At 59.9% G+C, this 25093-nt stretch carries 20 protein-coding genes; 9 read left to right on the top strand and 11 right to left on the bottom strand.

Features of this window, described 5'->3' with window-relative positions; all coding sequences use genetic code 11:
- Positions 1–1177: 1177 nt before the first annotated feature.
- Positions 1178–1798 carry a DUF2778 domain-containing protein gene (locus tag B3N48_RS25310; RefSeq protein ID WP_414704284.1) on the bottom strand — a complete coding sequence of 207 codons (621 nt, stop codon included), beginning with the start codon at positions 1796–1798 and terminating at the stop codon, positions 1178–1180.
- A gap of 15 nt (positions 1799–1813) precedes the next feature.
- Positions 1814–2314: an Hcp family type VI secretion system effector gene (locus B3N48_RS25305; RefSeq protein WP_296188381.1), complete on the bottom strand. Its 501-nt coding sequence runs from the start codon at positions 2312–2314 to the stop codon at positions 1814–1816.
- 535 nt (positions 2315–2849) lie between these two features.
- On the opposite strand from B3N48_RS25305, the gene kdgD reads away from it, so the two are divergent.
- The 4 genes from kdgD (at position 2850) to B3N48_RS25285 (ending at position 8524) form a co-directional block, all read left to right on the top strand.
- Positions 2850–3761: a 5-dehydro-4-deoxyglucarate dehydratase gene (gene kdgD / locus B3N48_RS25300; RefSeq protein ID WP_296188379.1), complete on the top strand. Its 912-nt coding sequence runs from the start codon at positions 2850–2852 to the stop codon at positions 3759–3761.
- 246 nt (positions 3762–4007) lie between these two features.
- The gene (locus B3N48_RS25295; RefSeq protein WP_296188377.1) at positions 4008–5381 is read left to right on the top strand and encodes an MFS transporter; all 1374 of its coding nucleotides are present in this window, start codon (positions 4008–4010) and stop codon (positions 5379–5381) included.
- Between the two features lie 30 nt (positions 5382–5411).
- Positions 5412–6965, top strand: a complete 1554-nt coding sequence (gene garD / locus B3N48_RS25290) for a galactarate dehydratase (RefSeq protein WP_296188375.1) — start codon at positions 5412–5414, stop codon at positions 6963–6965.
- 338 nt (positions 6966–7303) lie between these two features.
- Positions 7304–8524, top strand: a complete 1221-nt coding sequence (locus B3N48_RS25285; RefSeq protein WP_296188372.1) for a zinc-dependent alcohol dehydrogenase — start codon at positions 7304–7306, stop codon at positions 8522–8524.
- 68 nt (positions 8525–8592) lie between these two features.
- On the opposite strand, the gene B3N48_RS25280 is transcribed toward B3N48_RS25285, so the two are convergent.
- The 6 genes from B3N48_RS25280 to cra all read right to left on the bottom strand — a co-directional run bounded on the left by B3N48_RS25280 (position 8593) and on the right by cra (position 13298).
- A complete protein-coding gene (locus tag B3N48_RS25280) occupies positions 8593–9363 on the bottom strand; it encodes an alpha/beta hydrolase family protein (RefSeq protein ID WP_296188370.1) in 771 nt (256 codons plus the stop codon).
- Entirely contained in the window at positions 9347–10468 is a 1122-nt protein-coding gene (locus tag B3N48_RS25275; RefSeq protein WP_296188367.1) for a DUF3182 family protein, read from the bottom strand. Before B3N48_RS25275 ends, B3N48_RS25280 begins: the two co-directional genes overlap by 17 nt.
- Positions 10469–10526: 58 nt before the next feature.
- A complete protein-coding gene (locus B3N48_RS25270) occupies positions 10527–10907 on the bottom strand; it encodes a Rho termination factor N-terminal domain-containing protein (protein ID WP_296188366.1) in 381 nt (126 codons plus the stop codon).
- 87 nt (positions 10908–10994) lie between these two features.
- Positions 10995–11423 (bottom strand): low affinity iron permease family protein, encoded by a 429-nt coding sequence (locus B3N48_RS25265; protein ID WP_296188363.1) that lies wholly within the window; start codon positions 11421–11423, stop codon positions 10995–10997.
- A gap of 79 nt (positions 11424–11502) precedes the next feature.
- Positions 11503–12306, bottom strand: coding sequence for a TatD family hydrolase (locus B3N48_RS25260; protein ID WP_296188539.1), 804 nt, complete (start codon positions 12304–12306; stop codon positions 11503–11505).
- The gene (cra, locus tag B3N48_RS25255) at positions 12303–13298 is read right to left on the bottom strand and encodes a catabolite repressor/activator (protein WP_296188360.1); all 996 of its coding nucleotides are present in this window, start codon (positions 13296–13298) and stop codon (positions 12303–12305) included. Before cra ends, B3N48_RS25260 begins: the two co-directional genes overlap by 4 nt.
- 289 nt (positions 13299–13587) lie before the next feature.
- On the opposite strand from cra, the gene ptsP reads away from it, so the two are divergent.
- The 5 genes from ptsP to B3N48_RS25230 all read left to right on the top strand — a co-directional run bounded on the left by ptsP (position 13588) and on the right by B3N48_RS25230 (position 22121).
- Positions 13588–16449, top strand: a complete 2862-nt coding sequence (ptsP, locus tag B3N48_RS25250; protein WP_296188357.1) for a phosphoenolpyruvate--protein phosphotransferase — start codon at positions 13588–13590, stop codon at positions 16447–16449.
- Positions 16449–17417, top strand: a complete 969-nt coding sequence (pfkB, locus tag B3N48_RS25245) for a 1-phosphofructokinase (RefSeq protein ID WP_296188355.1) — start codon at positions 16449–16451, stop codon at positions 17415–17417. Before ptsP ends, pfkB begins: the two co-directional genes overlap by 1 nt.
- Positions 17417–19159: a PTS fructose-like transporter subunit IIB gene (locus B3N48_RS25240; protein ID WP_296188353.1), complete on the top strand. Its 1743-nt coding sequence runs from the start codon at positions 17417–17419 to the stop codon at positions 19157–19159. Before pfkB ends, B3N48_RS25240 begins: the two co-directional genes overlap by 1 nt.
- Positions 19160–19356: 197 nt before the next feature.
- Positions 19357–20919 (top strand): alkaline phosphatase D family protein, encoded by a 1563-nt coding sequence (locus tag B3N48_RS25235; protein WP_296188352.1) that lies wholly within the window; start codon positions 19357–19359, stop codon positions 20917–20919.
- 260 nt (positions 20920–21179) lie between these two features.
- Positions 21180–22121: an AEC family transporter gene (locus tag B3N48_RS25230; RefSeq protein ID WP_296188349.1), complete on the top strand. Its 942-nt coding sequence runs from the start codon at positions 21180–21182 to the stop codon at positions 22119–22121.
- A 91-nt stretch (positions 22122–22212) separates the two neighbouring features.
- Here the strand turns inward: B3N48_RS25230 and B3N48_RS25225 are convergent, their stop codons facing one another.
- The 3 genes from B3N48_RS25225 to gatB all read right to left on the bottom strand — a co-directional run.
- On the bottom strand, positions 22213–23265 hold the full coding sequence (locus tag B3N48_RS25225; protein ID WP_296188537.1) for a calcium/sodium antiporter: 1053 nt from the start codon (positions 23263–23265) through the stop codon (positions 22213–22215).
- A gap of 44 nt (positions 23266–23309) precedes the next feature.
- Complete coding sequence (locus B3N48_RS25220; protein ID WP_296188347.1) at positions 23310–23684, bottom strand: septal ring lytic transglycosylase RlpA family protein; 375 nt, start codon at positions 23682–23684, stop codon at positions 23310–23312.
- Between the two features lie 197 nt (positions 23685–23881).
- A partial coding sequence (gene gatB / locus B3N48_RS25215) for an Asp-tRNA(Asn)/Glu-tRNA(Gln) amidotransferase subunit GatB (protein WP_296188344.1) occupies positions 23882–25093 on the bottom strand: 1212 nt, incomplete at its 5' end.

Below are 25093 nucleotides of genomic sequence, written 5' to 3'. Positions count from 1 at the left end.
TTGCCACCCCATAAAATGAAGCAGCCATTGCAGTGCATTAAAGCCGAATCGGGTTTGATACAGCCATCCCACAGGACCCAGGTTAAACAAGACATAGGCCAATAGTCTGACAAGTGCGAGCGTAATGACGATCTGTAGAGCGAAGACCATAAGCGGTAAACCAGAATTTTCATTCCCTGAAATTGATTTTTTTCCAATAGTTTGGTCACACCCCATGCAGAACAAAATTGATTAGCGCTTCCGTTTCTGTAGAAATCCCTTTGCTAATACACAGATCAAAATTGAAGGAGGTAGCGCCAGGCACAGTGAAATGAGGCTGAGTAAATCTTCGGCGTCCTCGGTACCTTGCAAATCCAACACACCCATTAACCAGAAAAAAATTTCCCGGAGCACCCCATTTTGAAGCATCCATTTAATGGGGCCCAGATTCAATACGCAATAACCGAGTGCAACTGTGAGCGCGAGCGTGAATACAATTTGGGCGATGTTGGCCAGGCTATATGTCATTAAGGTGTGGGGACGCATTTTTTATAATCTCGGGCTCTTCAAATTTTCAAGCGGCGCCTGAGCGAAGCGTATAATCAGATTGCTGGGGGCAATACTGCGCGGTATGACACCACGATGAGTGTATCCAGGGCTGTGAATGGATCCTGATACCTTCTCGACTAACCGGTTGACAAGCATTCTCACTCCCTGAAATTGATTTTTTTCAATAGTTTGGTCACAACCCTACAGATCAAAATTGACGGTGGAACCGTTGCGAGCAGCGAGATAAATACAAGTGTGTCCAATGCGTCTTCCATGCCGCTCATTCCCAAGGACTTCAGTAACCACAAGTGTGCGTGTAGTCCTATTTTGGTCTGGAGTAACCAGCTTACTGGTCCCAACGTCATCAAGCATCTTGCGAGTAAGAGCGTCAGTACAAACGTAAAGATGACTTGGGCGATTGCCGAGAGGCTTTTTTTAAAAGTCTTTGAAGGAATATATTTATACCTATGATGTTGGAATTTTCCTAAAAAGTAGGCGGATGATCTTGCAGATCAAAATGGCGAGCGGTAACGCTATGCCTAGCGCCAGGAGAGTAAGCATATCCTCTCCATCCTCAATGCCGCTGCCGCCCCACGAATGAAGTAACCATATGTACGCCTGCATGCCTCCTTTTGTCTGAAGGATCCATTTAAACGGTCCCATATTCATTGCGAAGTACGCTATGGATAAGGTCAGTGCAAGTGCAGAGCTCGTTTGCGTAAGTATCAATAAGATCTTTTTCATTGAATGGTGGTCGTGACTTCCTCGATAACTTCCAGTATGCCGTAGTATTTAATACTTTTCCCTGGCAAGGTTTCACCTGGACGGTTGCGTATGTAACCTCTAAGTACTTCAAACGCAAGGGGGGAAACAGTGTCACACAACCTTGGCTGATGCCACGCGGTCCGATTGGGTGTATTCGGAATGCACCTCTCTGAGTGTTATTGATACTGGTTTTATCATCAATCAAGTCGTCGTCCCGATACAGGCTTAGCCATTCACTTCTGTCGGTTTCTGCGATGCGGTCTTGTATAGGGTCTCTGATCCACCCTGTCCATCCCCCAGACTCTCTATCGAGAATGTAATACTTCCCAAGGGGCAAAGGACCAAGATCGGGTACATCCTGATAGCGCACATCATTAACGTAACTGGAAGCGTCTCCAGAAAACGCATCATAAGACACCCCATCACACACCAATCGGCTTAAAGGCTCACCGTTCAGTACATAGGTGCAATAGACAAGGTCGGGAGTTGTTTCTTTATTGCTCATTCCCGCCGCTCCTGATCAGGCATAAACCTTGTTAGCAACACCATCCCAACCCCCTACAATTTGTCCGCCGCCCGAGCCGTCGGAGCGTTTCTGCTGGATGTAGGCCATTTTGATTCTGGCGTAGTTCAGGCGAACGATTTCGCTTGGGAACCCGCCTTCTACGCTGCCATTGCCGACCAGCGATACCGACGAGATGATCACCTCTTCCAGCGTGATTTCCATGTACTTGACCTTATCGGCCCCGGCGCGGTTGAGTGCGATCTTCACCTCTTTGAAGTGCTTGCCGCTGCAACAGGCTTCGTGAAGCTTGGGCGTGGCTTTGTCGACGGCTTTGCGAAAGAACAAGTCGCTCATTCGAGCTCGCCCACTGGAGGCGCCGCCTGAACTGGTGGTCGTTGCCGATGCTGACTGACTGGCGCCAACGTCGAAGTCTTCCATCTCGATCCACTGGGGGAACTGGGCGTCCAGTGATTCACCTGGAATACCGTCGATCTGTAGAAAAGCGTCAATTGCCATGGGATGTCCTTGCTTTGAAATATCCGTGGAGGGGGCGAAGAGGACTGTAGCGGCGGGCCTTGCGGCATCGGAAGATGGCCGGGCGTTGATGCGGATCAACTTCAGACATGGACTACATGCAGGCGAGGCGAGAGGCTACGGAATGATCTCACCGAATCGCACTGAGGCTGAGGTCGTATGACCTCATGTGATGGACGCCGGCTTCTCGTTTCCTCCCTTTACCTTGCGTAGAGGAGCGACCCGTGGGAGTGAGCTTGCTCTCGAAGAGGTCAGTACATCCGCCATACATTCAGCAGCTTCAATCGCGCCTTCGTGAGCGAGTTCACTCCCACAGGGCGCACGTGCTCTGGCCTACCAGCGCATCTTTATATTGGCAATGACTGATTTCCCTGCCGCGCCACCACTCATCCCCTCCCCAGATAAATAATTCCGCACCCCTATTGAGAGATGTCATTCCTAGTTGTACGATGACTTACGACATCAGCACAGGTCTGGTGATCCATTCATACAATTAGCTTCCCAGGGTGTTCGAATAATGAATCCACAAGAACTGAAGTCCATCCTTTCCCACGGTCTGCTGTCCTTCCCGGTTACCGACTTCAATGCCCAGGGCGATTTCCACCGCGCTGGCTACGTCAAACGTCTTGAGTGGCTGGCCCCTTACGGCGCTTCTGCCCTGTTCGCGGCAGGCGGTACAGGTGAGTTTTTCTCCCTGACCGGCAGCGAATACTCCGAAGTCATCAAGACGGCCGTAGATACCTGTGAGAAGAGCGTGCCGATCCTGGCGGGCGTCGGTGGTCCGACCCGTCAAGCGATCCAACAGGCTCAGGAAGCTGAACGTCTGGGCGCCAAAGGCTTGCTGCTGCTGCCGCACTACCTGACTGAAGCCAGCCAGGACGGTGTGGCCCGCCACGTTGAAGAGGTGTGCAAGTCGGTCAAGATTGGTGTCGTCGTCTACAACCGTAACGTTTGCCGCCTGACCCCTGCGCTGTTGGAGCAACTGGCCGAGCGTTGCCCGAACCTGATCGGCTACAAGGACGGCCTGGGCGACATCGAGCTGATGGTTTCGATTCGCCGCCGTATGGGCGACCGTTTCTCGTACCTCGGCGGTCTGCCAACCGCAGAAGTCTACGCCGCTGCCTACAAGGCGCTGGGCGTGCCTGTGTACTCCTCCGCCGTTTTCAACTTCGTGCCAAAACTGGCCATGGACTTCTACCACGCGATCGCTAAAGACGATCACGCCACCGTGGGCAAGCTGATCGACGACTTCTTCCTGCCGTACCTGGACATTCGTAACCGCAAAGCTGGCTACGCGGTCAGCATCGTCAAGGCAGGCGCGAAAATCGCTGGCTACGACGCCGGCCCGGTCCGGGCGCCACTGACCGACCTGACGCCGGAAGAGTTCGACATGCTCGCTGCGCTGATGGACAAGCAAGGTCAGCAATAACGGCCGGCTTCCCGCAAAACCGCTGAGTGATCAGCGGTTTTTTGCCGTCGAGGCTTCGTTCATTTCAACAACGTTTCACGCAATTCGTGCGGGCAGGGCTGCCTGCGCGTGAGTTCAACTCTGGGCATCACCCGCGACACCTTGCAACGCTTCAATCGCATCTGGATTTAGGGGCAGAGGCGAGCAGCACACACATAAAAAATCGTTTAACCCGCGTAAAAAAATAATGAGTGGGAGTTTTCGAACATGCAAAAAACCAAGCCGACGCACGTCCGCTATTTGATTCTGCTCATGCTGTTTCTGGTGACCACGATCAACTACGCCGACCGTGCCACCATCGCCATCGCTGGCTCCAGTCTGCAAAAAAGCCTCGGCATCGACGCCGTTACCCTCGGTTATATCTTCTCCGCCTTTGGCTGGGCCTATGTTGCCGGTCAGATCCCTGGTGGCTGGCTGCTCGACCGTTTTGGTTCGAAGAAAATCTACGCACTGAGCATCTTCACCTGGTCGTTGTTCACCGTGCTTCAGGGCTACGTGGGTGAATTCGGCCTCTCGACCGCGATCGTCGCGTTGTTCATGCTGCGGTTTCTGGTGGGCCTGGCCGAAGCGCCTTCGTTCCCCGGCAACGCGCGTATTGTCGCGGCCTGGTTCCCGACCTCCGAGCGCGGCACCGCCTCGGCGATCTTCAACTCAGCGCAATACTTCGCCACCGTGCTGTTCGCGCCCATTATGGGCTGGATCGTTTTCAGTTTCGGTTGGCAGCATGTGTTCATCGTGATGGGCGGCATCGGCATCCTGTTCTCGCTGATCTGGCTGAAAATCATCCACAGCCCGCGCAACCACCCGATGATCAACAAGGCCGAACTCGATCACATCGCCGACAACGGCGGCATGATCGATATGGATAACGATCAGGGCAAGGGGAAAAGTGGCGGTCCGAAATGGGACTACGTGAAGCAACTGCTGACCAACCGTATGATGTTGGGCATCTATCTGGCCCAGTACTGCATCAACGGCATCACGTACTTCTTCCTGACCTGGTTTCCGGTGTACCTGGTACAAGAGCGCGGCATGACCATCCTCAAGGCCGGTTTCATCGCCTCGCTGCCCGCGATCTGCGGCTTCATCGGTGGCGTACTCGGCGGGATCATTTCCGACTGGCTGCTGCGTCGCGGCAAGTCCCTGACCTTCGCGCGTAAGGCGCCGATCATTGGCGGTCTGTTGCTCTCGACGTCGATCGTGACCTGTAACTACGTGGACATTGAGTGGGTCGTCGTGGGCTTCATGGCGCTGGCCTTCTTCGGCAAAGGCGTGGGCGCATTGGGCTGGGCGGTGATGTCTGACGCTTCGCCGAAACAAATCGCGGGGCTGTCCGGCGGGCTGTTCAACATGTTTGGCAACATCGCGTCGATCACCACCCCGATCGTCATCGGCTACATCATCAGCTCTACTGGCTCTTTCAAATGGGCGCTGGTGTTCGTCAGCGCCAACGCGCTGGTGGCGGTGATCAGCTATGTGTTCATCGTGGGCGAGATCAAACGTGTGGAATTGAAAGACACCCCAACGCAGGGTGATTTGCGAGCCAGCGACGTCGGCAGTGTTTCTCAAGCCAAAAGCTGAGCTCAAGCGCAAAAAACGAGGAAAACCGTGATGAACTTGATTCAACATGCCGACTCGCCGCGTTACATCCGCTTGCATGAGCGCGATAACGTTGTCGTCGTGGTCAATGACCAGGGCGTACCGGCGGGAACAGAGTTCGACAATGGTCTGGTGACCATCGATAACGTGCCGCAAAGCCACAAGGTCAACACCGTGGACATTCCCGAAGGCGGGGCGGTGATCCGGTACGGGCAAACCATCGGGTATGCCCTGCAGCCGATTCCCCGCGGCAGTTGGGTCAAAGAAGATCAATTGCGCATGCCGAGCGCGCCGCCGCTGGACAGCCTACCGCTGTCCACCGATGTGCCGGGCCGAGGCGAGCCGCTGGAAGGCTTCACCTTCGAGGGCTATCGCAACGCCGATGGCACGGTGGGTACGCGCAACATCCTCGGCATCACTACCACGGTCCAATGCGTCACTGGCGTGCTGGACTTCGCAGTGAAGCGCATTCGTGACGAGCTGCTGCCGAAATACCCGAACGTCGATGACGTGGTGGCCATCACCCACACCTACGGCTGTGGCGTGGCGATCACGGCCAAGGATGCTTACATTCCGATCCGCACCGTACGCAACCTGGCGCGCAACCCGAACCTGGGGGGCGAGGCGTTGGTGGTCGGCTTGGGTTGCGAGAAATTGCAGGCTGAGCAGGTGATGCATCAGAACGACCCCTCGGTCGACCTGAGTGACGAGTGGATGTATCGCCTGCAGGATTCGAAACACGGTTTCAATGAGATGATCGAGCAGATCATGGAGCTGGCCGAGGTGCGCTTGAAGAAGCTCGATCAGCGTCGTCGCGAGACGGTGCCAGCCTCCGAGCTGATTCTGGGCATGCAGTGCGGCGGCAGCGATGCGTTTTCCGGCATCACCGCCAACCCGGCGCTGGGCTACGCCTCCGATCTGCTGTTGCGCGCTGGCGCGACGGTGATGTTCTCGGAAGTGACCGAAGTGCGTGACGCGATCTACCTGCTTACCTCCCGCGCCGAAACCACCCAAGTGGCCGAAGCGCTGGTGAGCGAAATGGACTGGTACGACCGTTATCTGGCCAAGGGCGAAGCGGACCGCAGCGCCAACACCACGCCGGGCAACAAGAAGGGCGGGTTATCGAACATTGTCGAGAAGTCCTTGGGATCGATCGTCAAATCCGGCAACAGCGCGATCAACGGCGTGCTAGGCCCAGGTGAGCGGGTCAATCGCAAGGGGCTGATTTTCTGCGCTACGCCCGCCAGCGACTTCGTCTGCGGCACGCTGCAACTGGCGGCCGGGATGAACCTGCATGTGTTCACCACGGGACGCGGCACGCCGTATGGCCTCGCGATGTCGCCGGTGGTCAAGGTCTCGACCCGGACCGAGCTGGCACACCGCTGGCCGGACCTGATCGATATCGACGCCGGCCGCATCGCAACCGGTCGCGCGAGCATCGAGGAACTGGGCTGGGAGCTGTTCCACTTCTACCTCGATGTCGCCAGCGGCAAGAAGAAAACCTGGACCGAGCACTATCGTCTTCACAACGACATCACCCTGTTCAACCCGGCGCCGATCACCTGAATGACGGGCTCGTCGCCTTCAGGCAGCGCGGGTGATGTAAGTCGTTGGCACAGTGTTCTCATGCAGCGCAGATGACCTGTGGGAGTGAGCTTGCTCACGAAAGCGGTGAACCTTTCACTCAAAAGTGACTGACCCAACGCCTTCGTGAGCAAGCTCACTCCCACAGTGCTGTGCGCACGGCGCCGAACGTTCATCTCCACCCAACGCCCGATCGCGCTTCGCATCGGCCGAGGCCGTTGGTCACCTGCATGACGCACCCCTGAACTTCGTCGCGCAGGCGCCTATCCTTATTGCATGCCTCTGGAAAGCGCTCTGGCCTGCGGGCCAAGGAGATGTTCATGCGTGCTTTGACGTATCACGGCGCCCACGATGTACGTGTCGAAACCGTCGCCGATCCCATCCTCCAGGAAGCCGACGATGTGCTATTGAAGGTTACGGCCACCGCCATTTGTGGCTCGGACCTGCACTTGTATCGCGGCAAGATTCCGGCCACCGAGCAGGGCGACATCTTTGGCCATGAATTCATGGGCATCGTCGAGGAAGTGGGGCCGCAGGTGACGGCGGTCAAGCCGGGCGACCGGGTGGTGATTCCCTTCGTGATCGCGTGCGGCAGTTGCTTTTTCTGTCAGATGGACGCATTCGCCGCGTGCGAAACCACCAACACAGGGCGAGGGGCGATTCTGAATAAGAAATCCATTGCGCCTGGCGCGGCCTTGTTCGGTTACAGCCATTTGTACGGCGGCGTGCCGGGTGGGCAAGCGGAGTACGTGCGGGTGCCGAAAGGCAACGTCGGGCCGTTCAAAGTCCCGGGGACGCTCGCGGATGAAAAAGTGCTGTTCCTGTCGGACATCCTGCCCACGGCTTGGCAAGCGGTCGTCAATGCGGGCGTTAAACAGGGCTCAAGTGTGGCGATTTATGGCGCCGGGCCTGTGGGATTGCTCAGCGCCGCATGCGCGAAGATGCTCGGTGCGGAGAAGATCTTCATGGTCGATCATCACGCCTACCGTCTCGCTTACGCCCAGTTCACCTATGGCGTGATCCCGATCAACTTCGACCAGGATGACGACCCGGCGGACACCATCGTTCGCCAGACCTCGGGCATGCGTGGTGTCGATGCAGTGATCGACGCAGTGGGCTTCGAGGCTAAAGGCAGTACCACGGAAACCATCCTCGCGACCCTCAAACTGGAGGGCAGCAGCGGCAAGGCGTTGCGCCAGTGCATCGCTGCCGTGCGAAGGGGAGGGACAGTGAGCGTGCCGGGGGTTTACGCAGGCTTCATCCATGGTTTTATGTTTGGCGACGCATTCGATAAGGGGCTGACGTTCAAGATGGGCCAGACCCATGTGCATCGCTATTTGCCAGAGCTCTTGAAGCTGATCGAGGAAGGCGCATTGTCCCCGGATGCGATCATCACCCATCGGCTTTCGCTGGAAGAGGCGGCGGACGGTTACCGGATCTTCGATAAGCGCGAAGAGGACTGTCGCAAGATCATCCTCACGCCGGGGTTCGACAGTAGGGTGGATGTGTCGGCGAATGATGTGGATATGTCGGGCGCCTGATGTTTGAGGCGGTTTACAGTGTGGGAGCCAGCAAGCCGGCTCCCTCAGGTTGTGAGTCGCGTGGAGTATCAGGAATACGCCGCTGAATGATGTGGGTAATCCACCAGCCGCGAACCGATGACCATCTCGCTGATCCAGTCCGTCAACAAGGTCGTATAGGCATGCTGGCTGGTGTCGCTGCTCAGACCGTGATCGGCGCCGTCCAGCAGACGGTAGGTGAGTGAATGCGCCAGGTCGAACGCCGTGCGGTAACTCATCAACGTCGCGTGGGGTACGTAGTCGTCTTGCTCCGACTCCACCAGCAACACGTCGCCCTTGAAATCTTTACACGCGGCCAGCGCGCGGTTGTCGGCGGCGGTCACGGCCGAGCGGCGATAGTGCGCAAGTTTGTCCCGGTCCAGTGCCTGTTTCGGCATGTCCCAATCTGCGTCCCAGTACAGTGCCGGCACGCGCAGGGCGAGCCATTTGACCGGGCGCACGCTGCTGAGGATCGTCGCCAGGTACCCGCCATAACTGCTGCCAATCACCGCAATGGCGTTGTTATCCACCGCGGGATGGCTCGCCAGGCGGTCATACGCCGCCAGCAGGTCTTCCATGCTGTGTTCACGCGATACGGACGTGCGCATTTCATGAGTGCGTTCATGCCCGCGCAAGTCGAACGTCAGGCAGACGCAGCCCAACCCCGTGATGTTCTTGGCCCGTGCCAGGTCGCGCTGCTGGCTGCCGCCCCAACCGTGGACGAACAGAATGCCGGGCATTTTTGCGCCGGGGGTGAGGATGGTGCCGGAGATGGTGTCGTCGCTGACATGAATGTCGATGGTTTCACTGCGTACGGTCATAAGGCTGGACCTGTGTGAATTTGCTGATAAGACCGACGTCGGGATCGTCGCCCTCGTAGAGAAGATGGGCATTGGCGGGCAGGGTAGTCGGCCCGTAGATTTCATGGCTGGACGCGGCCATCCGTTGCAACGACGGGTCGGCTGCAAAGGCCACCAGTGCCTCGATTTCGGCAGGGCTGGCGCCACCGATCCGCCACGACTGCTCCAACACACCGGAGCAAACTTCTTCCCGCGCGTTGGTGCCATGGGCGATGTCGTAATTGCGTCGCGAGGCGAGGAAATCGGGAAAACAGTCCAGCGCCGCCTTTTCATAGCTCATGGCTTGAGTCACGGAGCGACGCACATCGTCTTCAAGATCAAGCTTGAGCAGCGTCTCGTAACCGCCACGCACCAGCCATAACTGCGAACCGCCGTAGACCGTTTCGCCGTTGTTATCTGGTGTCAGGCTTTGGGTGCCGTGGTAGCTGATCGTGATACCCGCAACCTGGATTTGACCCACGCTGTAGGTGACGACGTCGCACAGGTCCTCTTCAAGCACCAACCCCCACTCGTCGATTTCAGCCATGTCTTGCTCGGCCAGCGCATCATCAAGTTCGGCTTTAGAGGTAACCACCCTTTGTCCACGACCGGCCGTGGCCAACACCGGTTTCACGCGCACCGGGCCGTCGTTCAACAGCAGCACGCCGGCACGTCGGGCATCGGCCTCGTTGAACACGCTAAAGCCCGACAGTACGGCACCGGCGGCGTCCTTGAAGAATCGGTCAGACCAGCCTTTGGGTTTAGCGGTTGCGTCTTTGAGCAAGGGGTGGGAGATGGCTTTGGTCGCCATGAAGGGGTGATCGATGAGCCCTCCGAAGAAATCATCGACGCTGCGAATGTTCAGCGCTTCGCCTGCGGCTTTTCCGATGAGCGTGTCAGAGGGGATGTAATACAGCGCGTGATCCTTGTGCAACGCCGGATCGTAAGCCCCCACGAACTTCGCCCCCAACACGCTGGCGATCCGCTCTGCCAAGGCTTGTTGCACGACGGTTTCGTGGGTCGCCAGACGCTTGTGTGTCGCCAGCAGAACGACTTCAGACTTTGCGGTGCTGCGTGATCCGCTCATAGGCGAGCTCCCTTTAGCGGCGTGTTGCCGTAAATCGCGATTGGCCAGGCCTGACGGCTCAAGCCGCTTTGCGAATCGCGCTGATCAGTTCCTGCTTGGTCATGGTCGAGCGGCCGCGAATGTTCAACCCACGGGCGCGCTGCATCAGATCGACTTTGGTCTGCGCATCCAGGGACTGCCCACTGTTGCGAGGAGCGCCCTGTTTGGTGGCCACTGCGCGTTTGGCTGAATCCTTACGGTCATGAGATTTGGCCGTGGATGGCTTTTTCGCGCCGGACCCGCCTTTCTTTTCACCCCCGCCGGACTGCTTGTTCACTGTCGCCCACGCACGGGCTTCTGCTTCGCCTTTCGAGACGCCCTTGGACTCGTAACTGTCTTCGATATGCGCCGCTTTGCGCTTCTGCTCGGTGGTGTACTTCTCTTTGTTTTGAGTAGGCATGTTTGACTCCCGAATCCATCAAGCCGCCCGGACGACGGGCTTATCAGGTAAGAAGAGCGGCTCGCGGAGGAGTTCCGGCAAGGATGATCAATGGTCGGCGGCCGGCGCGGTCTTCGCGCTCGCGATATCGGCATCGCACGCCGGAAACGGCTGGGTATGGTCCGCCTCCTCTCGGGCTCCCATGGCCTTGTACTTTTTGCGCAGAGCGTGCAGCTCTTTTTGATCCAGATTGTCCAGGCTCAGCACTGCGTTCTGCGCGTCTTTGGTCACTCGCAGCAGCTCGTCGATTTTGATGTGCAGCTCATCCGTGTCGCGGTTCTGAGTGTTCTGTACGAGGAAAACCATCAGAAAGGTGATGATCGTCGTGGACGTGTTGATGATCAGCTGCCACGTGTCGTTGTAATGGAAGAACGGCCCGGTCACGGCCCATACACAAATCAGCACGACTGCCGCAACAAAGGTCTTCGGGCTGCCGGTCCATTTCGACAATGCCTGTGAAAACTTCGAGAATTTCATGCCTGGGTCCTTCGCTTGCGGGGTATGTGCAACAGACCGCTGCTCAGCCTTGAAATTTCTTTTTACAAAATGAAATCGGCTAGGGGAGGGCTGGGGGGTATTCCCAACCGAACACCCTGCAAGCGTTCTCAGTGCTGGCGTTTGCCAGGTCGTTGGGCGAGATGTTCATCAGCCTGGCGAGTGCCAGGCAAATATCCGGCAAATGCTCGGGACTGTTGCGCTGACCGGGGTACATCGCAGGGGCCATGTCCGGCGAGTCAGTCTCCAGCACGACGCTGTCCAGCGGCAGTTCGGCGATCACCCGGTGCATGCGCAGGGCTTGGGGCCAGGTCGCGGCGCCGCCGAGGCCAAGCTTGAAGCCAAGTTTGATGTACTCCTTCGCTTCTTCCCGGCTGCCGGCGAAGGCATGAACGATGCCGCTGCGTTTGAGCTTGAACCGTTTGAGCGTGGCAAGGGTGTCGGCGTGGCTGCGACGGACGTGGAGCAGGGCCGGGAGGTTGAAGTCGACCGCCATCTGTAGCTGGCTGTCGAACACGGCTTTCTGCCGTTCTCGATCCAGCGACTCGACGTAGTAGTCCAGCCCGATTTCGCCCACCGCGCAGAGCTTGGGATGGCCAGCCAATTCGGCCAGGCGGTCGCGCAACGCCTGGAGATGCTCGGGACGATGCTCATCCACATAGACGGGATGCAGCCCCAGCGCGGCGTAAACGGAGGGCTCGTTCAGCGCAAGATCCCACACCCGTTGCAGATTGCGCTGATAGACCCCTAACACCACCATGCGGTCTACTTGCAGCGTTCGACAGCGGCTGAGGACGGCCGCCCGATCGGCGTCGAAATCATCGAAGTCCAGATGCGTATGGGTGTCGATCAGTCGCACGCTCAGGCCCCGTGAATACGCTGCTTGAAGGTACGAACAATGGCGTGGACACCGGGCTCGTAGCGATCCTGCTCCACCGCCGACAACGCCAGGGCGAGCGCTTTTTCCGCGATCAACTGATGCTGCTGGGCCATGGCATTGACCGGCAGTGGCAGGAAGTCGAGCAGTTGGGTGTCGCCGAAGGTGCCGAGGTGCAGTTGATCCGGATTCAGGCGCCGCGCGTGCAGCAGGTCGAACACCCCTTGCAGCAGGACATAGGAGGTCGTGATCAGGGCATCGGGGAAATAGCCGAGACGATCCAGCATGTCGCCCGCGATCTGCAGACCGCAGTCACGACTGAACGCTTCGCCATGCTCGATGATCACAGCGCCTTTGAACCCCTCCAAGGCATCTTCGAAGCCGCTGGCACGGGCTTTACTGACGCTCAACTCTGGCCGTGCGCCGATGAGCGCAATGTGCTGGGGGTGGGTTTCCAGCAGGCTGCGCGTCAATTGCTGGCTGGCGTCATGGTCATCGCTGACCACCGAGCAGAAATGCGCGGGGTCCATTTCGCGGTCGATGGCGATGACGTGAATGCCGTGTTGTTGCAGGTCGCGGTAACTGTCGTCACTGGCCGGGAGGCAACTGGCGACGAACAGCGCGTCGCAGCGACGAGCGCGAAACAACTGCAACAACTGCAATTCGCTGATGGGATCGTCGTCGGAACTGGCGATCAGCAGTTGATAGCCGCGGGCGCGGGCGCCTTGTTCGAGCTGCTTGGCAATCCGGGCGTAACTGGGGTTTTCCAGGTCCGGCAGAATGAAACCCAAGGTGCGGGTATGGCGGCTACGCAGGCCGGCGGCTTGGGGATTGGGGCGAAAGCCATGGGCCTCGACCACCGCGCGCACACGCTCCACGGTCGCGTTGCTGATGCGCTGCTGCTCGGCCTTGCCGTTGATCACGTAGCTGGCGGTGGTGACGGAGACGCCGGCCAGACGCGCAATATCACTGAGTTTCAAGCGGACCTTCCTCTTATTCTTTGGCACGGACGGAATGCTTCGGATTTTCACCGATTCATCAGCATGATTACAGCAGAGCATTATCGTTTAGGTTTCAGAATGCGCTGCGCGCCAGTCGGCAGGATGCGCTTCAAACGGCCGAAGATATCGAGTAACGTGCCGGGCAACTTAGGTTAAACGATTCAGCAAGCCCTTTTATGCCATTAATTGCGCAAAATCGCTGGTCTGACGATACGAGCTCCTCAATCTCTGTCAGTCAGTCTTACAACAAGAATCACAGGAGAACGCGATGCTCGAACTGACCGTTGGGCAAATTTCCATGGGCCAGACGGCTGTGGACAAGGCCGCCGCGCTGCAATTGCTCGCCGATCTGCTAGTCGCCGACGGCCTGGTGGCGCCCGGCTATCTGCAAGGGTTGCAAGCTCGGGAACAGCAAGGCTCGACCTTTCTCGGGCAGGGCATCGCGATTCCCCATGGCACGCCGCAGACCCGCGATCAGGTGTACGCCACGGGAGTGCGCTTGATGCAGTTTCCGGAAGGCGTGGATTGGGGCGATGGGCAGACCGTGTATCTGGCCATCGGCATCGCTGCCAAATCCGACGAGCATTTGCGTCTGCTTCAGTTGCTGACCCGTGCCCTGGGTGAAACCGATCTGGGCGAAGCGCTGCGTCAGGCGAAAACCCCCGAAGCGCTGCTCAAGCTGCTGCAAGGCGCTCCGCAGGAACTGGCGCTGGATGCCCAAATGATCAGCCTGGGGGCGTCGGTCGATGATTTCGAGGAGCTGGTTTGGCGCGGTGCGCGACTGCTGCGCCGCGCCGAATGCGTGAACAACGGTTTCGCCGCCGTATTGCAACAAGTCGAGCCACTGCCGTTGGGTGACGGCCTCTGGTGGCTGCACAGCGAGCAAATGGTCAACAAACCGGGGCTGGCGTTTGTGACGCCCGACAAGGCCATGCGCCATTTGGGCCAGCCGTTGAACGGTCTGTTCTGCCTCGCCAGCCTGGGCGAATCTCACCAGGCGTTGCTCGAAAGGTTGTGTGCGCTGTTGATCGAGGGGCGCGGTCAGGAGTTGGGCCAGGCGACCAGCAGTCGTGCCGTACTGCAAGCGTTGGGCGGTGACGTTCCCCCCGACTGGCCGAGCGAGCGTGTCCCACTGGCCAATGCCCACGGGCTGCACGCGCGCCCGGCGAAGATCCTCGCGCAACTGGCCAAAAGCTTCGAGGGTGAGGTGCGTGTGCGTGTTGTCGACAGCGCCGAAAACCCTGTCTCGGTCAAAAGCCTGAGCAAACTGCTGAGCCTCGGCGTGCGTCGAGGGCAAGTGTTGGAGTTCATCGCCGAGCCCGCAATTGCCAGTGATGCCTTACCCACGCTGGTCGCGGCCGTGCGCGAGGGGCTTGGCGAAGAGGTCGAGCCGCTGCCGACTGATTCCGCGGTTCCCTCGATCGCCGCAGGGGTCGAGAAACGCCTGGACGCACCCACCGCAGGTTCGCAGCTTCAGGCCGTGCCAGCCGCGCCCGGCATCGCCACCGGCCCGGCCCATGTGCACGAATTGCCGGTATTCGATTACCCGCTACGGGGTGAGTCCTTCCACGCCGAACAGGCGCGGCTGCAGGCGGCATTGGCGCACGTGCGCGCCGACATTGAAGCGTTGATCCAACGCAGCGCCGCCAAGGCCATTCGCGAAATTTTCATTACCCATCAGGAGATGCTCGACGACCCGGCGTTGGTGGACGAGGTCGTTGTGCGGCTCAACAGGGGTGAAAGTGCCGCTGCGGCCTGGAACCAAGTGGTCGAGGCCGCCGCGCTGCAACAGGAACAACTCAAGGACGCGTTGCTCGCCGAGCGAGCAGCGGATTTGCGTGATGTAGGGCGTCGTGTGTTAGCGCAACTGTGTGGCGTCGACGATCGGGTCGAGCCGCTTGAACCTTACATTCTGGTGATGGACGAAGTCGGCCCATCCGATGTAGCGCGGCTTGATCCCGCCCGCGTCGCCGGGATTCTCACCGCGCGCGGCGGCGCCACGGCCCACAGCGCCATTGTCGCGCGCGCTTTGGGCATTCCGGCGCTGGTGGGTGCCGGAGACGCCGTGCTGTTGATCAAGTCCGGCACGGTTCTGCTGATCGATGGTCAGCGCGGGCGTCTCGACGTCGCGCCCGTTGAAGCGACGCTTCAACGGGCATTGCTTGATCGCGACACCCGCGAAGCACGTTTGAAAGCTGCGGCGGCGTTGCGCATGGAGCCGGCGATCACCCAAGACGGCCACGCCGTCGAAGTCTTCGCCAACATCGGCGACAGCGCCGGCACGCCCGCTGCGGTGGAGCAGGGGGCCGAAGGCATTGGCCTGCTGCGTACCGAATTGCTGTTCATGGCCCACAGCTCAGCGCCGGACGAAGCGACCCAGGAAGCCGAATACCGCCGCGTGCTGGACGATCTCAACGGGCGTCCTTTGGTCGTGCGCACCCTCGATGTGGGTGGCGACAAGCCGCTGTCGTATTGGCCAATCGACAAGGAAGAAAACCCCTTCCTTGGGGTGCGCGGCATTCGCCTGACCCTGCAACGTCCTGACGTGATGGAAAGTCAGCTGCGCGCCTTGTTGAGGGCCGCAGACAACCGCGCGTTGCGGATCATGTTCCCGATGGTCGGTACGGTCGAAGAATGGCATCAAGCACGGGACATGACGGAACGCCTGCGGCGGGAGATCCCGGTGGCCGACTTGCAACTGGGGATCATGATCGAAGTGCCATCGGCCGCCTTGCTGGCGCCGGTGCTGGCGCGGGAAGTGGACTTCTTCAGTATCGGCACCAACGACCTGACGCAATACACCCTGGCCATCGACCGTGGCCATCCGACCCTGTCGGCCCAGGCTGACGGTCTGCACCCAGCGGTGCTGCAACTGATCGACATCACCGTTCGCGCGGCTCACGCCCATGGCAAATGGGTCGGGGTGTGCGGCGAGCTGGCAGCCGATCCATTGGCCGTGCCGGTGCTGGTCGGGTTGGGGGTGGATGAATTGAGTGTCGCGGCGCGCAGTGTCGGCGAAGTCAAAGCCTGCGTCCGTGAATTGAATGTGACCGGCGCCCGACACCTCGCGCAGCGCGCGTTGGCGGTCGGTAGCGCCGCTGAAGTGCGTGCCCTCGTGGAGGGGCTGTAATGGCGAAGATTTTGACATTGACCATGAACCCGGCGCTCGACCTGACCGTGCAGCTGGGGCCGTTGCAGGTCGGCCAGGTCAACCGCAGCGAATGCATGCTGACCCACGCGGCTGGCAAGGGTCTCAACGTGGCGCAGGTGCTGGCGGATTTGGGGCATACGCTGACCGTGGCAGGTTTTCTCGGCGTTGATAATCAACTGCCGTTCGAATCGCTGTTCGCCAAACGTGGCTTCGTCGACGAGTTCGTGCGCGTGCAAGGCGAGACCCGCAGCAATATCAAACTTGCCGAGAGCAGCGGCCGCATCACTGACCTGAACGGGCCCGGGCCTGAAGTCAGCGCGCAGGCACAACAGGCGTTGGCCGCCCGTGTCGAACAGATTGCCAGCACTTTCGACGCGGTAGTGGTTGCGGGGAGCCTGCCACGGGGCGTCGATGCGCAGTGGTTGAAGGCGCTGCTGCTGATGCTCAACGCGAAGGGGCTGAAGGTCGCGCTGGACACCAGCGGCGAGGCCTTGCGCGCCGGGCTGGACGCATCGCCGTGGCTGATCAAGCCCAACACCGAAGAGCTGGCCGACGCGCTGGACGCGCCGATCATTTCCATCGCTGCGCAGGCACAGGCTGCGGCGGCCCTGCATCAGCGTGGTATCGAACACGTGGTGATTTCCCAAGGCTCGGAAGGCGTGCATTGGTTCAGCACCGACGTGGCGTTGCAGGCATTACCACCGAAAGTCACGGTCGCCAGCACGGTAGGGGCGGGAGATTCGCTGCTGGCAGGCATGATTCACGGCCTATTGAGCCACCATGCCCCCGAGCGCGTCTTGCGAACAGCCACTGCAATTGCGGCGATGGCAGTGACTCAGATCGGTTTTGGCATCACGGACGTCGGGCAACTCAAGCGGCTGGAAGGCGGCGTCAACGTGCGCGCCATGGACAATAGCCTCGACAGAACAAGAAAAGAGGAAGAGTGATGAAGTTAGCCATTGTCACGGCCTGCCCGAACGGCAAAATCAGCAGCGTCCTTAGTGCCCGCCTGCTCGATGCCGCTGCGCAGCGTAAAGGCTGGACGACCTGCGTCGAAGTGCACGACCCGCGTCACCCTGAAAAACAACTGTCTTCCGACGATATCCAAAGCGCTGACTGGGTGTTGGTGGTCAACACCGGCCCGCTGGACCTGAGCCGCTTCGCAGGCAAGCGTCTGTATCAATCGACGCCTTCCCGCGCGTTGCAGGACACGGATGCTTTCCTGCATTCCGCCCACGAACTGGCGACGGTGCATGTGCCCAGCGAAGGCGCGGCACCTGCCGCTGCTGCCAGCCTGAGCAAAATTCCGAAGTTGGTGGCGGTGACGGCTTGCCCGACCGGGGTTGCCCACACGTTCATGGCCGCCGAGGCCATTCAGCAGGCCGCGAAAAAACTTGGCTACGAGCTGCAAGTGGAGACCCAGGGCTCGGTGGGTGCGCGCAATCCCCTCAGCGCTCAGGCGATTGCCGACGCCGACGTGGTGTTGCTCGCAGCGGACATCGAAGTCGCCACCGAGCGTTTTGCAGGCAAACGGATCTACCGCTGCGGCACCGGCATCGCGCTCAAGCAACCTGAGGCCACCCTTGGTAAAGCGCTGGCAGAAGGCGAGGTCGAGTCGTCGGCCGTCACGTCCAAGGCCTCTGCAAAGAAAGAGAAAACCGGTGTCTACAAACACTTGCTGACGGGCGTGTCGTTCATGCTACCGATGGTGGTGGCGGGCGGGTTGCTCATCGCCCTGTCGTTCGTGTTTGGCATCACCGCGTTCAAAGAGCCGGGCACGCTGGCGGCGGCCCTGATGCAGATCGGCGGCGACGCGGCGTTCAAACTGATGGTGCCGCTGCTTGCGGGGTATATCGCCTATTCCATCGCCGATCGGCCAGGCCTGGCCCCGGGGATGATCGGCGGGCTGCTGGCCAGCACGCTGGGCGCGGGGTTCATCGGCGGCATCATCGCAGGCTTCATTGCCGGCTACGCCGCTGCGGCGATCAATCGCTACGCCAAGCTGCCTGCCAGCGTCGAGGCCTTGAAGCCGATTCTGATCATTCCGCTGTTGGCCAGTCTGGTGACCGGGCTGGTCATGATTTACGTGGTCGGCAAACCGGTGGCGGGCATGCTGGAAGGGTTGACCCATTTCCTCGACAGCATGGGCACCACCAACGCGATTCTGTTGGGCGTGTTACTGGGTGCAATGATGTGCGTCGACCTCGGGGGGCCGATCAACAAAGCGTCGTATGCGTTCTCAGTAGGGCTGCTGGCGTCTCAGAGCTACGCACCGATGGCCGCGACCATGGCCGCTGGCATGGTCCCACCGATCGGCATGGGCATCGCCAGCTTCATCGCCCGCCACAAATTCGCGCAAAGCGAGCGTGAAGCCGGCAAGGCGGCCTTCGTGCTGGGACTGTGCTTCATCTCGGAAGGCGCGATTCCGTTTGCCGCCAAAGACCCGCTGCGGGTGATCCCGGCCAGCATCGTCGGCGGCGCGCTGACGGGGGCGTTGTCGATGTTCTTCGGCTGCAAGCTCATGGCGCCCCATGGCGGTTTGTTCGTGCTGCTGATTCCGAACGCGATCAACCATGCGTTGCTGTACCTGCTGGCGATCGTCGTGGGCAGCGTGGTGACAGGCGTGCTGTATGCGGTGTTGAAGCGCCCTGAAGTCGTCGAGCTGGATGCGGTGCCTGCTGGCGCTTGATTCAGCAGCCGCCGAATGGTCTGTAGGAGTGAGCTTGCTCGCGATAGCCTTCTGTCTGTGCCGTCACTGGCGACTGACACCCCGCCATCGCGAGCAAGCTCACTCCTACAGGTGCTCTGTACAAATCTGACGCTGTCACAAACCCCCAACATTCCATTGTTACGTTCCTCTCTTTGGCATTCGCTTGAGGAACAGACATGACTCAGTTCGACCTGACCCGCCGTCGCATCATTCAAGCCGCTGGCGCCGGTCTGCTCCTGCCGGGGTTGGCCCCGGCGGTCATCGCGTCGGTCAAGGATCGGCCGAAGATGACCGATGGCGTGCAATCCGGTGATCTGCTCGGCGACCGCGCCATGGTCTGGAGTCGCAGCGATCGCCCTTCGCGCATGGTCGTCGAATGGGACACCCGCAGCATGTTCACCAACCCCCGTCGCGCCGTCTCACTGCTGGCTGATCAACGTACCGACTTCACGGCGCGGGTCGAGCTGACCGGGCTGCCCACCGATCAAGCCATTTTCTACCGGGTGTTTTTTGAAGATGCGCAAACCGGTGTCGCCAGCGAGCCGTGGTTTGGCCATCTGCGCAGTGTGCCGCAGAGCCGTCGCGACATTCGTTTCGTCTGGAGCGGCGACACTGTGGGACAGGGCTTCGGCATCAACCCTGATATCGGTGGCATGCGCATCTACGAAGCCATGCGCCTGCGTCTGCCGGACTTCTTCATTCACAGCGGTGACACGATCTACGCCGACGGCCCGGTGCCTGCCGAGGTGGTCACGGAAGGCGGGCGCATCTGGCGCAACATCACCACCGAAGAGAAGAGCAAGGTCGCTGAAACCCTCGACGAGTATCGCGGCGCCTACCGCTACAACCTGATGGACGAAAACCTGCGCCGCTTCAATGCCGAAGTGCCGCAGATCTGGCAGTGGGACGATCACGAAGTCAGCAACAACTGGTCGCCCAGCAAACAGCTGGACGAGCGCTACAAGGTCAAAGACATCCAGCTGTTGGCCGCGCGGGGGCGTCAGGCGTTTCTCGAATACGCACCGATGCGTTTGCAGAACGCCGACAACGGCGGGCGCGTGTACCGCAAGCTCAGTTATGGGCCGATGCTCGACGTGTTTGTGCTCGATATGCGCAGCTACCGCGACGGCAACGACGCCAACCTGGCCGAGACACCGGGGCCAACCACGGCGTTTCTCGGGCGCCCGCAGCTGGACTGGCTCAAGCGCGAATTACAGGCTTCGAATGCCCAGTGGAAGGTCATCGCCGCGGACATGCCGATCAGCCTGGGCGTGCCGGATGGCGAGATCAGCCCCGGGCTGATGCGCTGGGAAGCCATCGCCAACACTGATGACGGCGCGCCAAAAGGCCGTGAGCTGGAAGTCGCCGAACTGCTGGGTTTTCTGCGCCGGCAGAAGGTGCGCAACATGGTGTGGCTGACCGCTGATGTGCATTGCTGCGCGGCTCATCACTATCACCCCGATCAGGCGGTGTTTCAGGATTTCGACCCGTTCTGGGAGTTTGTCGCCGGGCCGTTGAATGCCGGCAGCTTTGGTCCTAACGCGCTGGACAAGACCTTCGGCCCGGAGCTGGTGTTCCAGAAAGCCCCACCCGCGCAGAACACCTCGCCCTTCGCCGGGTTTCAATTTTTTGGCGAGGTGAACATTGAAGGGCAAAGCGGCGAGATGACCGTGACGCTGCGGGATCTGGACGGGGTCGCGGTGTTCGAGAAGAAGCTGGCGCCTGCGGATCCAGCTTGATGTGAAACGCCGTACAACCTGTGGGAGCCGGCTTGCTGGCGAATCGGGTGGGTCAGCCAACGTCTACCTCTCTGACACGCCGCTGTCGTCCGATCGGGGGCCCGAAGCAAGCCGGTTCCCACAGGTTCCGCGGTGTCAGACAGTGCATCAAGAACCTCGCACCTATGGCAGTTGTACGATCTCCACGCAATTCCCGGTAACACTTACTTCGCCCTTCGCCTATCATTAGCCCCCTAACGACAGTTCAGGGCGCGACGTGCATGCTGGCCATTTTTTTAGAAACCCTGAACATCACCGCTCCGGTCTTCGCCATGTTGTTTCTAGGCGTGGTTCTCAAACGCGTCGGCTGGATCAACGATAGTTTCATCCACACCGCTTCCTCGCTGGTGTTCAACTGCACCATGCCGGCCTTGTTATTCCTCGGCATCATCCACGCCGACCTGCACGCGGCGCTGCAACCGGGCGTGCTGATCTACTTCATCGTCGCCACCTTGGTGGGTTTTGCGCTGGTCTGGGGCTGGGCGATCTACCGCGTGCCCTTCATCGAGCGCGGCATTTACGTGCAAGGGGCGTTTCGTGGCAACAACGGCGTTATCGGCCTCGCGCTGGCGGCCAGTATGTATGGCGATTACGGGATTTCCCTCGGCGCGATTCTCGCCGCGTTGGTGATCCTGTTCTACAACACGCTGTCGACCGTCGTGCTGGCGGTCTACAGCCCGGTGATCAAATCCGACCCTTGGAGCATCTGCAAAAGCGTCTTCGCCAACCCGCTGATCATCAGCATCATTGCCGCAACGCCTTTCGCCTATTTCGGCGTCGGCCTGCCGAAATGGCTCGACACCTCCGGCAGCTACCTGGCGCAGATGACCCTGCCGCTGGCCTTGATGTGCATTGGTGGCACGTTGTCGTTGAAGTCGTTGCGTGAAAGTGGCGGGCTGGCGGTCAGCGCAAGCCTGATGAAAATGGTCTGGCTGCCGTTGGTGTGTACCTTTGGCGCGTGGCTGCTGGGGTTTCGCCATACCGAGCTGGGGATTCTTTTTCTGTACTTCGGCGCACCCACGGCGTCTGCCAGCTTCGTCATGGCCCGGGCCGCCGAGGGCAATCATGAACTCGCCGCGTCGATCATCGTCATGACCACCCTTGCGGCGGCTGTGACGACGAACATCGGGATTTTCATTTTGCAGTGGGGTGGGTGGATTTGACCTTTTGCTTTAGCCAATACCGGTTGTGAACCCCCACTTTGCGAGCCGACTCGCCAGCAAGCCGGCTCGCACAATTCGATAGCGAAGGCTGTCAGTGTTGCCTGCGCCATGCGCGAACGGTGCTGATCAACACGCCCAGGCCTAGCACCGGCAGCGCGTAAACAATCATCAACCGTTCCAGCCGTTCGGCCAGCGGCATACCGGTAGTGAACGAGACGATGTGCAGCCCATACACCGCGTACAACCCGAGCAGCAACAGGCCTTCCAGCCGCGTGATGCGGTAGCCGGAGTAAAACAGCGGCAGGCAAAGCACCGCAACGCCGAGCATCACAGGCAGGTCGAAATCCAGCGCGTTGGGTGAGATCGACAGCGGCGTCGAGGCAATCAGCGAAGTGAGCCCCAATACGCCCAACAGGTTGAACAGGTTGCTACCGATGATGTTGCCGACCGCTATGTCCCGCTCTCCGCGCAGGGCGGCGATCAGTGAGGTCGTCAAGGCGGGGAGGGAGGTCGCGATGGCAATCACGGTCAGACCGATGACCCGCTCCGACAGACCCAGGTCCTGAGCGACGATGACCGCCGCGCCCACCAGCAAATGGCTGCCGAGAATCATCAGCGCCAAGCCACAGCCCATCAGCGACAGGCGTCCCAGGATTGGCCAGGCCCTGCGCTTCGCTGTCGCTTCCGTGGGGTTGAAATGCCGCGCGCCGTGGGCGAACTGCCGCACCACCACGCCCAGATACCCGGCCATGGCGATCAATAGAATGACGCCGTCCATGCCGCTCAACACGCCATTCCAGGCCAGTACTGCGACAAGCGCGGTGGCGCCAATCATCAACGGTAGGTCCACACGCACCAATTGGCGCGCCACCCGTAGCGGGATGATCAAAGCCGAGAGGCCCAGGGTCACCAGAACATTGAAGATGTTGCTGCCGATGACGCTGCCGATCGCGATGTCGGTGCTGTCAGTGAGCGCGGCTTGCAGGCCGACGGCCATCTGCGGCGCGCTGCTGCCGAGGGCAACGACGGTAAGGCCGAGGAACAAGGGGCGGGTTTTCAGCAGGGCAGCCAACGCCACCGCCGCACGTACCGACAGCTCGGCACCGATGATCATCATCAGCAGGCCACCGATCAGTTCTATCAGCGTGGGCAGGGGCAGGGTCGAGAGCGCGAGAATTCAGGGCACCTTTAATCGTCGAGGGCTTGCACCCGCACTTGGGCGGTTCCGCTGCGCAGCATACCCAATTGTTCGGCGGCTGCGCGCGATAGGTCGATCAACCGGCCACGGGTGTGCGGCCCACGGTCGTTGATGCGGACGATGACCTTCCGGTCGTTGTTCAAATTGGTGACCTGCACGCGGGTGCCGAACGGTAATTGGCGGTGTGCGGCGGTCAGGGAATTCTGGTCGTAGCGTTCACCGCTGGCGGTGCGCTTGCCTTGATGGCGCGCACCGTAATACGAGGCGCCGCCACTGGCGTTGTAGCCGTGTGGATCGATGATGCCTTCGCTGGCGCAACCGGCCAGCAGGGAGAGCAGCGCAAACGCGCCGAAGAGCCGCCACATGGGGTTCATTCCTTAAGGGGATGTTTTCCTGGCAATTCTAAGTTGCCGATAGAAAGCACTCGCGAGCAAGCTCACTCCTACATGACTGCGCACATGCCTGTTGGACCGCGCTTGCTCGCGAAATCGGTGTGTCATTCATCCATATAGCGACTGACACCACGCATTCGCGGGCAAGTGCGTGCCTACACGGGCAGTGCTCAGCCTTCCAGCTTGCGTTTCAACAGTTCGTTGACCTGCCCCGGGTTGGCCTTGCCTTTCGACGCTTTCATCGCTTGCCCGACGAAGAAGCCGAACATCTTGCCGCGTTTGGCTTCGTCGGCCGCGCGGTATTGTTCGACCTGTTCAGCGTTGGCTGTGAGTACGTCGTCGAGGATCGACTCGATGGCGCCACTGTCGGTGACTTGCTTCAGGCCGCGTTGCTCGATGATTTCGTCAGCGCTGCCCTCGCCATTGGCCATCGCCTCGAAGACCATCTTGGCGATCTTGCCGGAGATGGTGTTGTCGGTGATGCGCTGCAGCATGCCGCCCAATTGCTCGGCGCTGACCGGCGATTCGTCGATTTCCACACCTTGTTTGTTCAGCAGCGAACCCAGCTCGACCATGACCCAGTTGGCCGCCAGCTTGGCGTCACCGGCGATACTCACCACCTTCTCGAAGTAGTCCGCTTGTTCACGGCTGGAGGCCAGCACGCTGGCGTCGTACAGCGACAGGCCGAACTGCGACTGGAAGCGCTCGCGCTTCTGCGGCGGCAATTCCGGCAGGGTGGCGCGGGTCTGTTCGAGGAACGCGTCTTCGATGATCACCGGCAGCAGGTCAGGATCAGGGAAGTAACGGTAGTCGTTGGCTTCTTCCTTGCTGCGCATGGCGCGGGTTTCATTGGTGTTCGGGTCATACAGGCGGGTCTGCTGGATGACCTTGCCGCCGTCTTCGATCAAATCGATCTGGCGCTGGATCTCGCTGTTGATCGCCTTCTCGATGAAGCGGAACGAGTTGACGTTCTTGATCTCGCAGCGGGTACCAAACTCGACCTGGCCTTTCGGACGCACCGAGACGTTGCAGTCGCAGCGCAGCGAACCTTCGGCCATGTTGCCGTCGCAGATGCCCAGGTAACGAACCAGCGCGTGCATTGCTTTGACGTAAGCCACGGCTTCCTTGGCCGAACGCATGTCCGGTTCGGAAACGATCTCCAGCAGCGGGGTGCCCGCACGGTTGAGGTCGATACCGGTCATGCCGCTGAAGTCTTCGTGCAGGCTCTTGCCCGCATCTTCTTCCAAGTGCGCGCGGGTCACGCCGATGCGCTTGATGGTGCCGTCTTCCAGGGTGATGTCCAGATGCCCTTTGCCAACGATCGGCAGCTCCATCTGGCTGATCTGATAGCCCTTCGGCAGGTCCGGGTAGAAGTAGTTCTT

The sequence above is a fragment of the Pseudomonas sp. UBA1879 genome, from assembly GCF_002338065.1.
Taxonomy (GTDB): Bacteria; Pseudomonadota; Gammaproteobacteria; order Pseudomonadales; family Pseudomonadaceae; genus Aquipseudomonas.
This window is presented reverse-complemented; position numbering and strand designations above follow the sequence as displayed.

Coding starts and splice junctions, on each gene's coding strand:
- ptsP (WP_296188357.1), top strand. CDS start 13,588: ATGCTCGAACTGACCGTTGGGCAAATTTCCATGGGCCAGACGGCTGTG.
- B3N48_RS25230 (WP_296188349.1), top strand. CDS start 21,180: ATGCTGGCCATTTTTTTAGAAACCCTGAACATCACCGCTCCGGTCTTC.
- B3N48_RS25220 (WP_296188347.1), bottom strand. CDS start 23,684: ATGTGGCGGCTCTTCGGCGCGTTTGCGCTGCTCTCCCTGCTGGCCGGT.
- B3N48_RS25275 (WP_296188367.1), bottom strand. CDS start 10,468: ATGAGCGGATCACGCAGCACCGCAAAGTCTGAAGTCGTTCTGCTGGCG.
- B3N48_RS25310 (WP_414704284.1), bottom strand. CDS start 1,798: ATGAGCAATAAAGAAACAACTCCCGACCTTGTCTATTGCACCTATGTA.
- B3N48_RS25265 (WP_296188363.1), bottom strand. CDS start 11,423: ATGAAATTCTCGAAGTTTTCACAGGCATTGTCGAAATGGACCGGCAGC.
- B3N48_RS25270 (WP_296188366.1), bottom strand. CDS start 10,907: ATGCCTACTCAAAACAAAGAGAAGTACACCACCGAGCAGAAGCGCAAA.
- B3N48_RS25295 (WP_296188377.1), top strand. CDS start 4,008: ATGCAAAAAACCAAGCCGACGCACGTCCGCTATTTGATTCTGCTCATG.
- B3N48_RS25240 (WP_296188353.1), top strand. CDS start 17,417: ATGAAGTTAGCCATTGTCACGGCCTGCCCGAACGGCAAAATCAGCAGC.
- B3N48_RS25280 (WP_296188370.1), bottom strand. CDS start 9,363: ATGACCGTACGCAGTGAAACCATCGACATTCATGTCAGCGACGACACC.
- B3N48_RS25285 (WP_296188372.1), top strand. CDS start 7,304: ATGCGTGCTTTGACGTATCACGGCGCCCACGATGTACGTGTCGAAACC.
- B3N48_RS25305 (WP_296188381.1), bottom strand. CDS start 2,314: ATGGCAATTGACGCTTTTCTACAGATCGACGGTATTCCAGGTGAATCA.
- B3N48_RS25235 (WP_296188352.1), top strand. CDS start 19,357: ATGACTCAGTTCGACCTGACCCGCCGTCGCATCATTCAAGCCGCTGGC.
- pfkB (WP_296188355.1), top strand. CDS start 16,449: ATGGCGAAGATTTTGACATTGACCATGAACCCGGCGCTCGACCTGACC.
- kdgD (WP_296188379.1), top strand. CDS start 2,850: ATGAATCCACAAGAACTGAAGTCCATCCTTTCCCACGGTCTGCTGTCC.
- garD (WP_296188375.1), top strand. CDS start 5,412: ATGAACTTGATTCAACATGCCGACTCGCCGCGTTACATCCGCTTGCAT.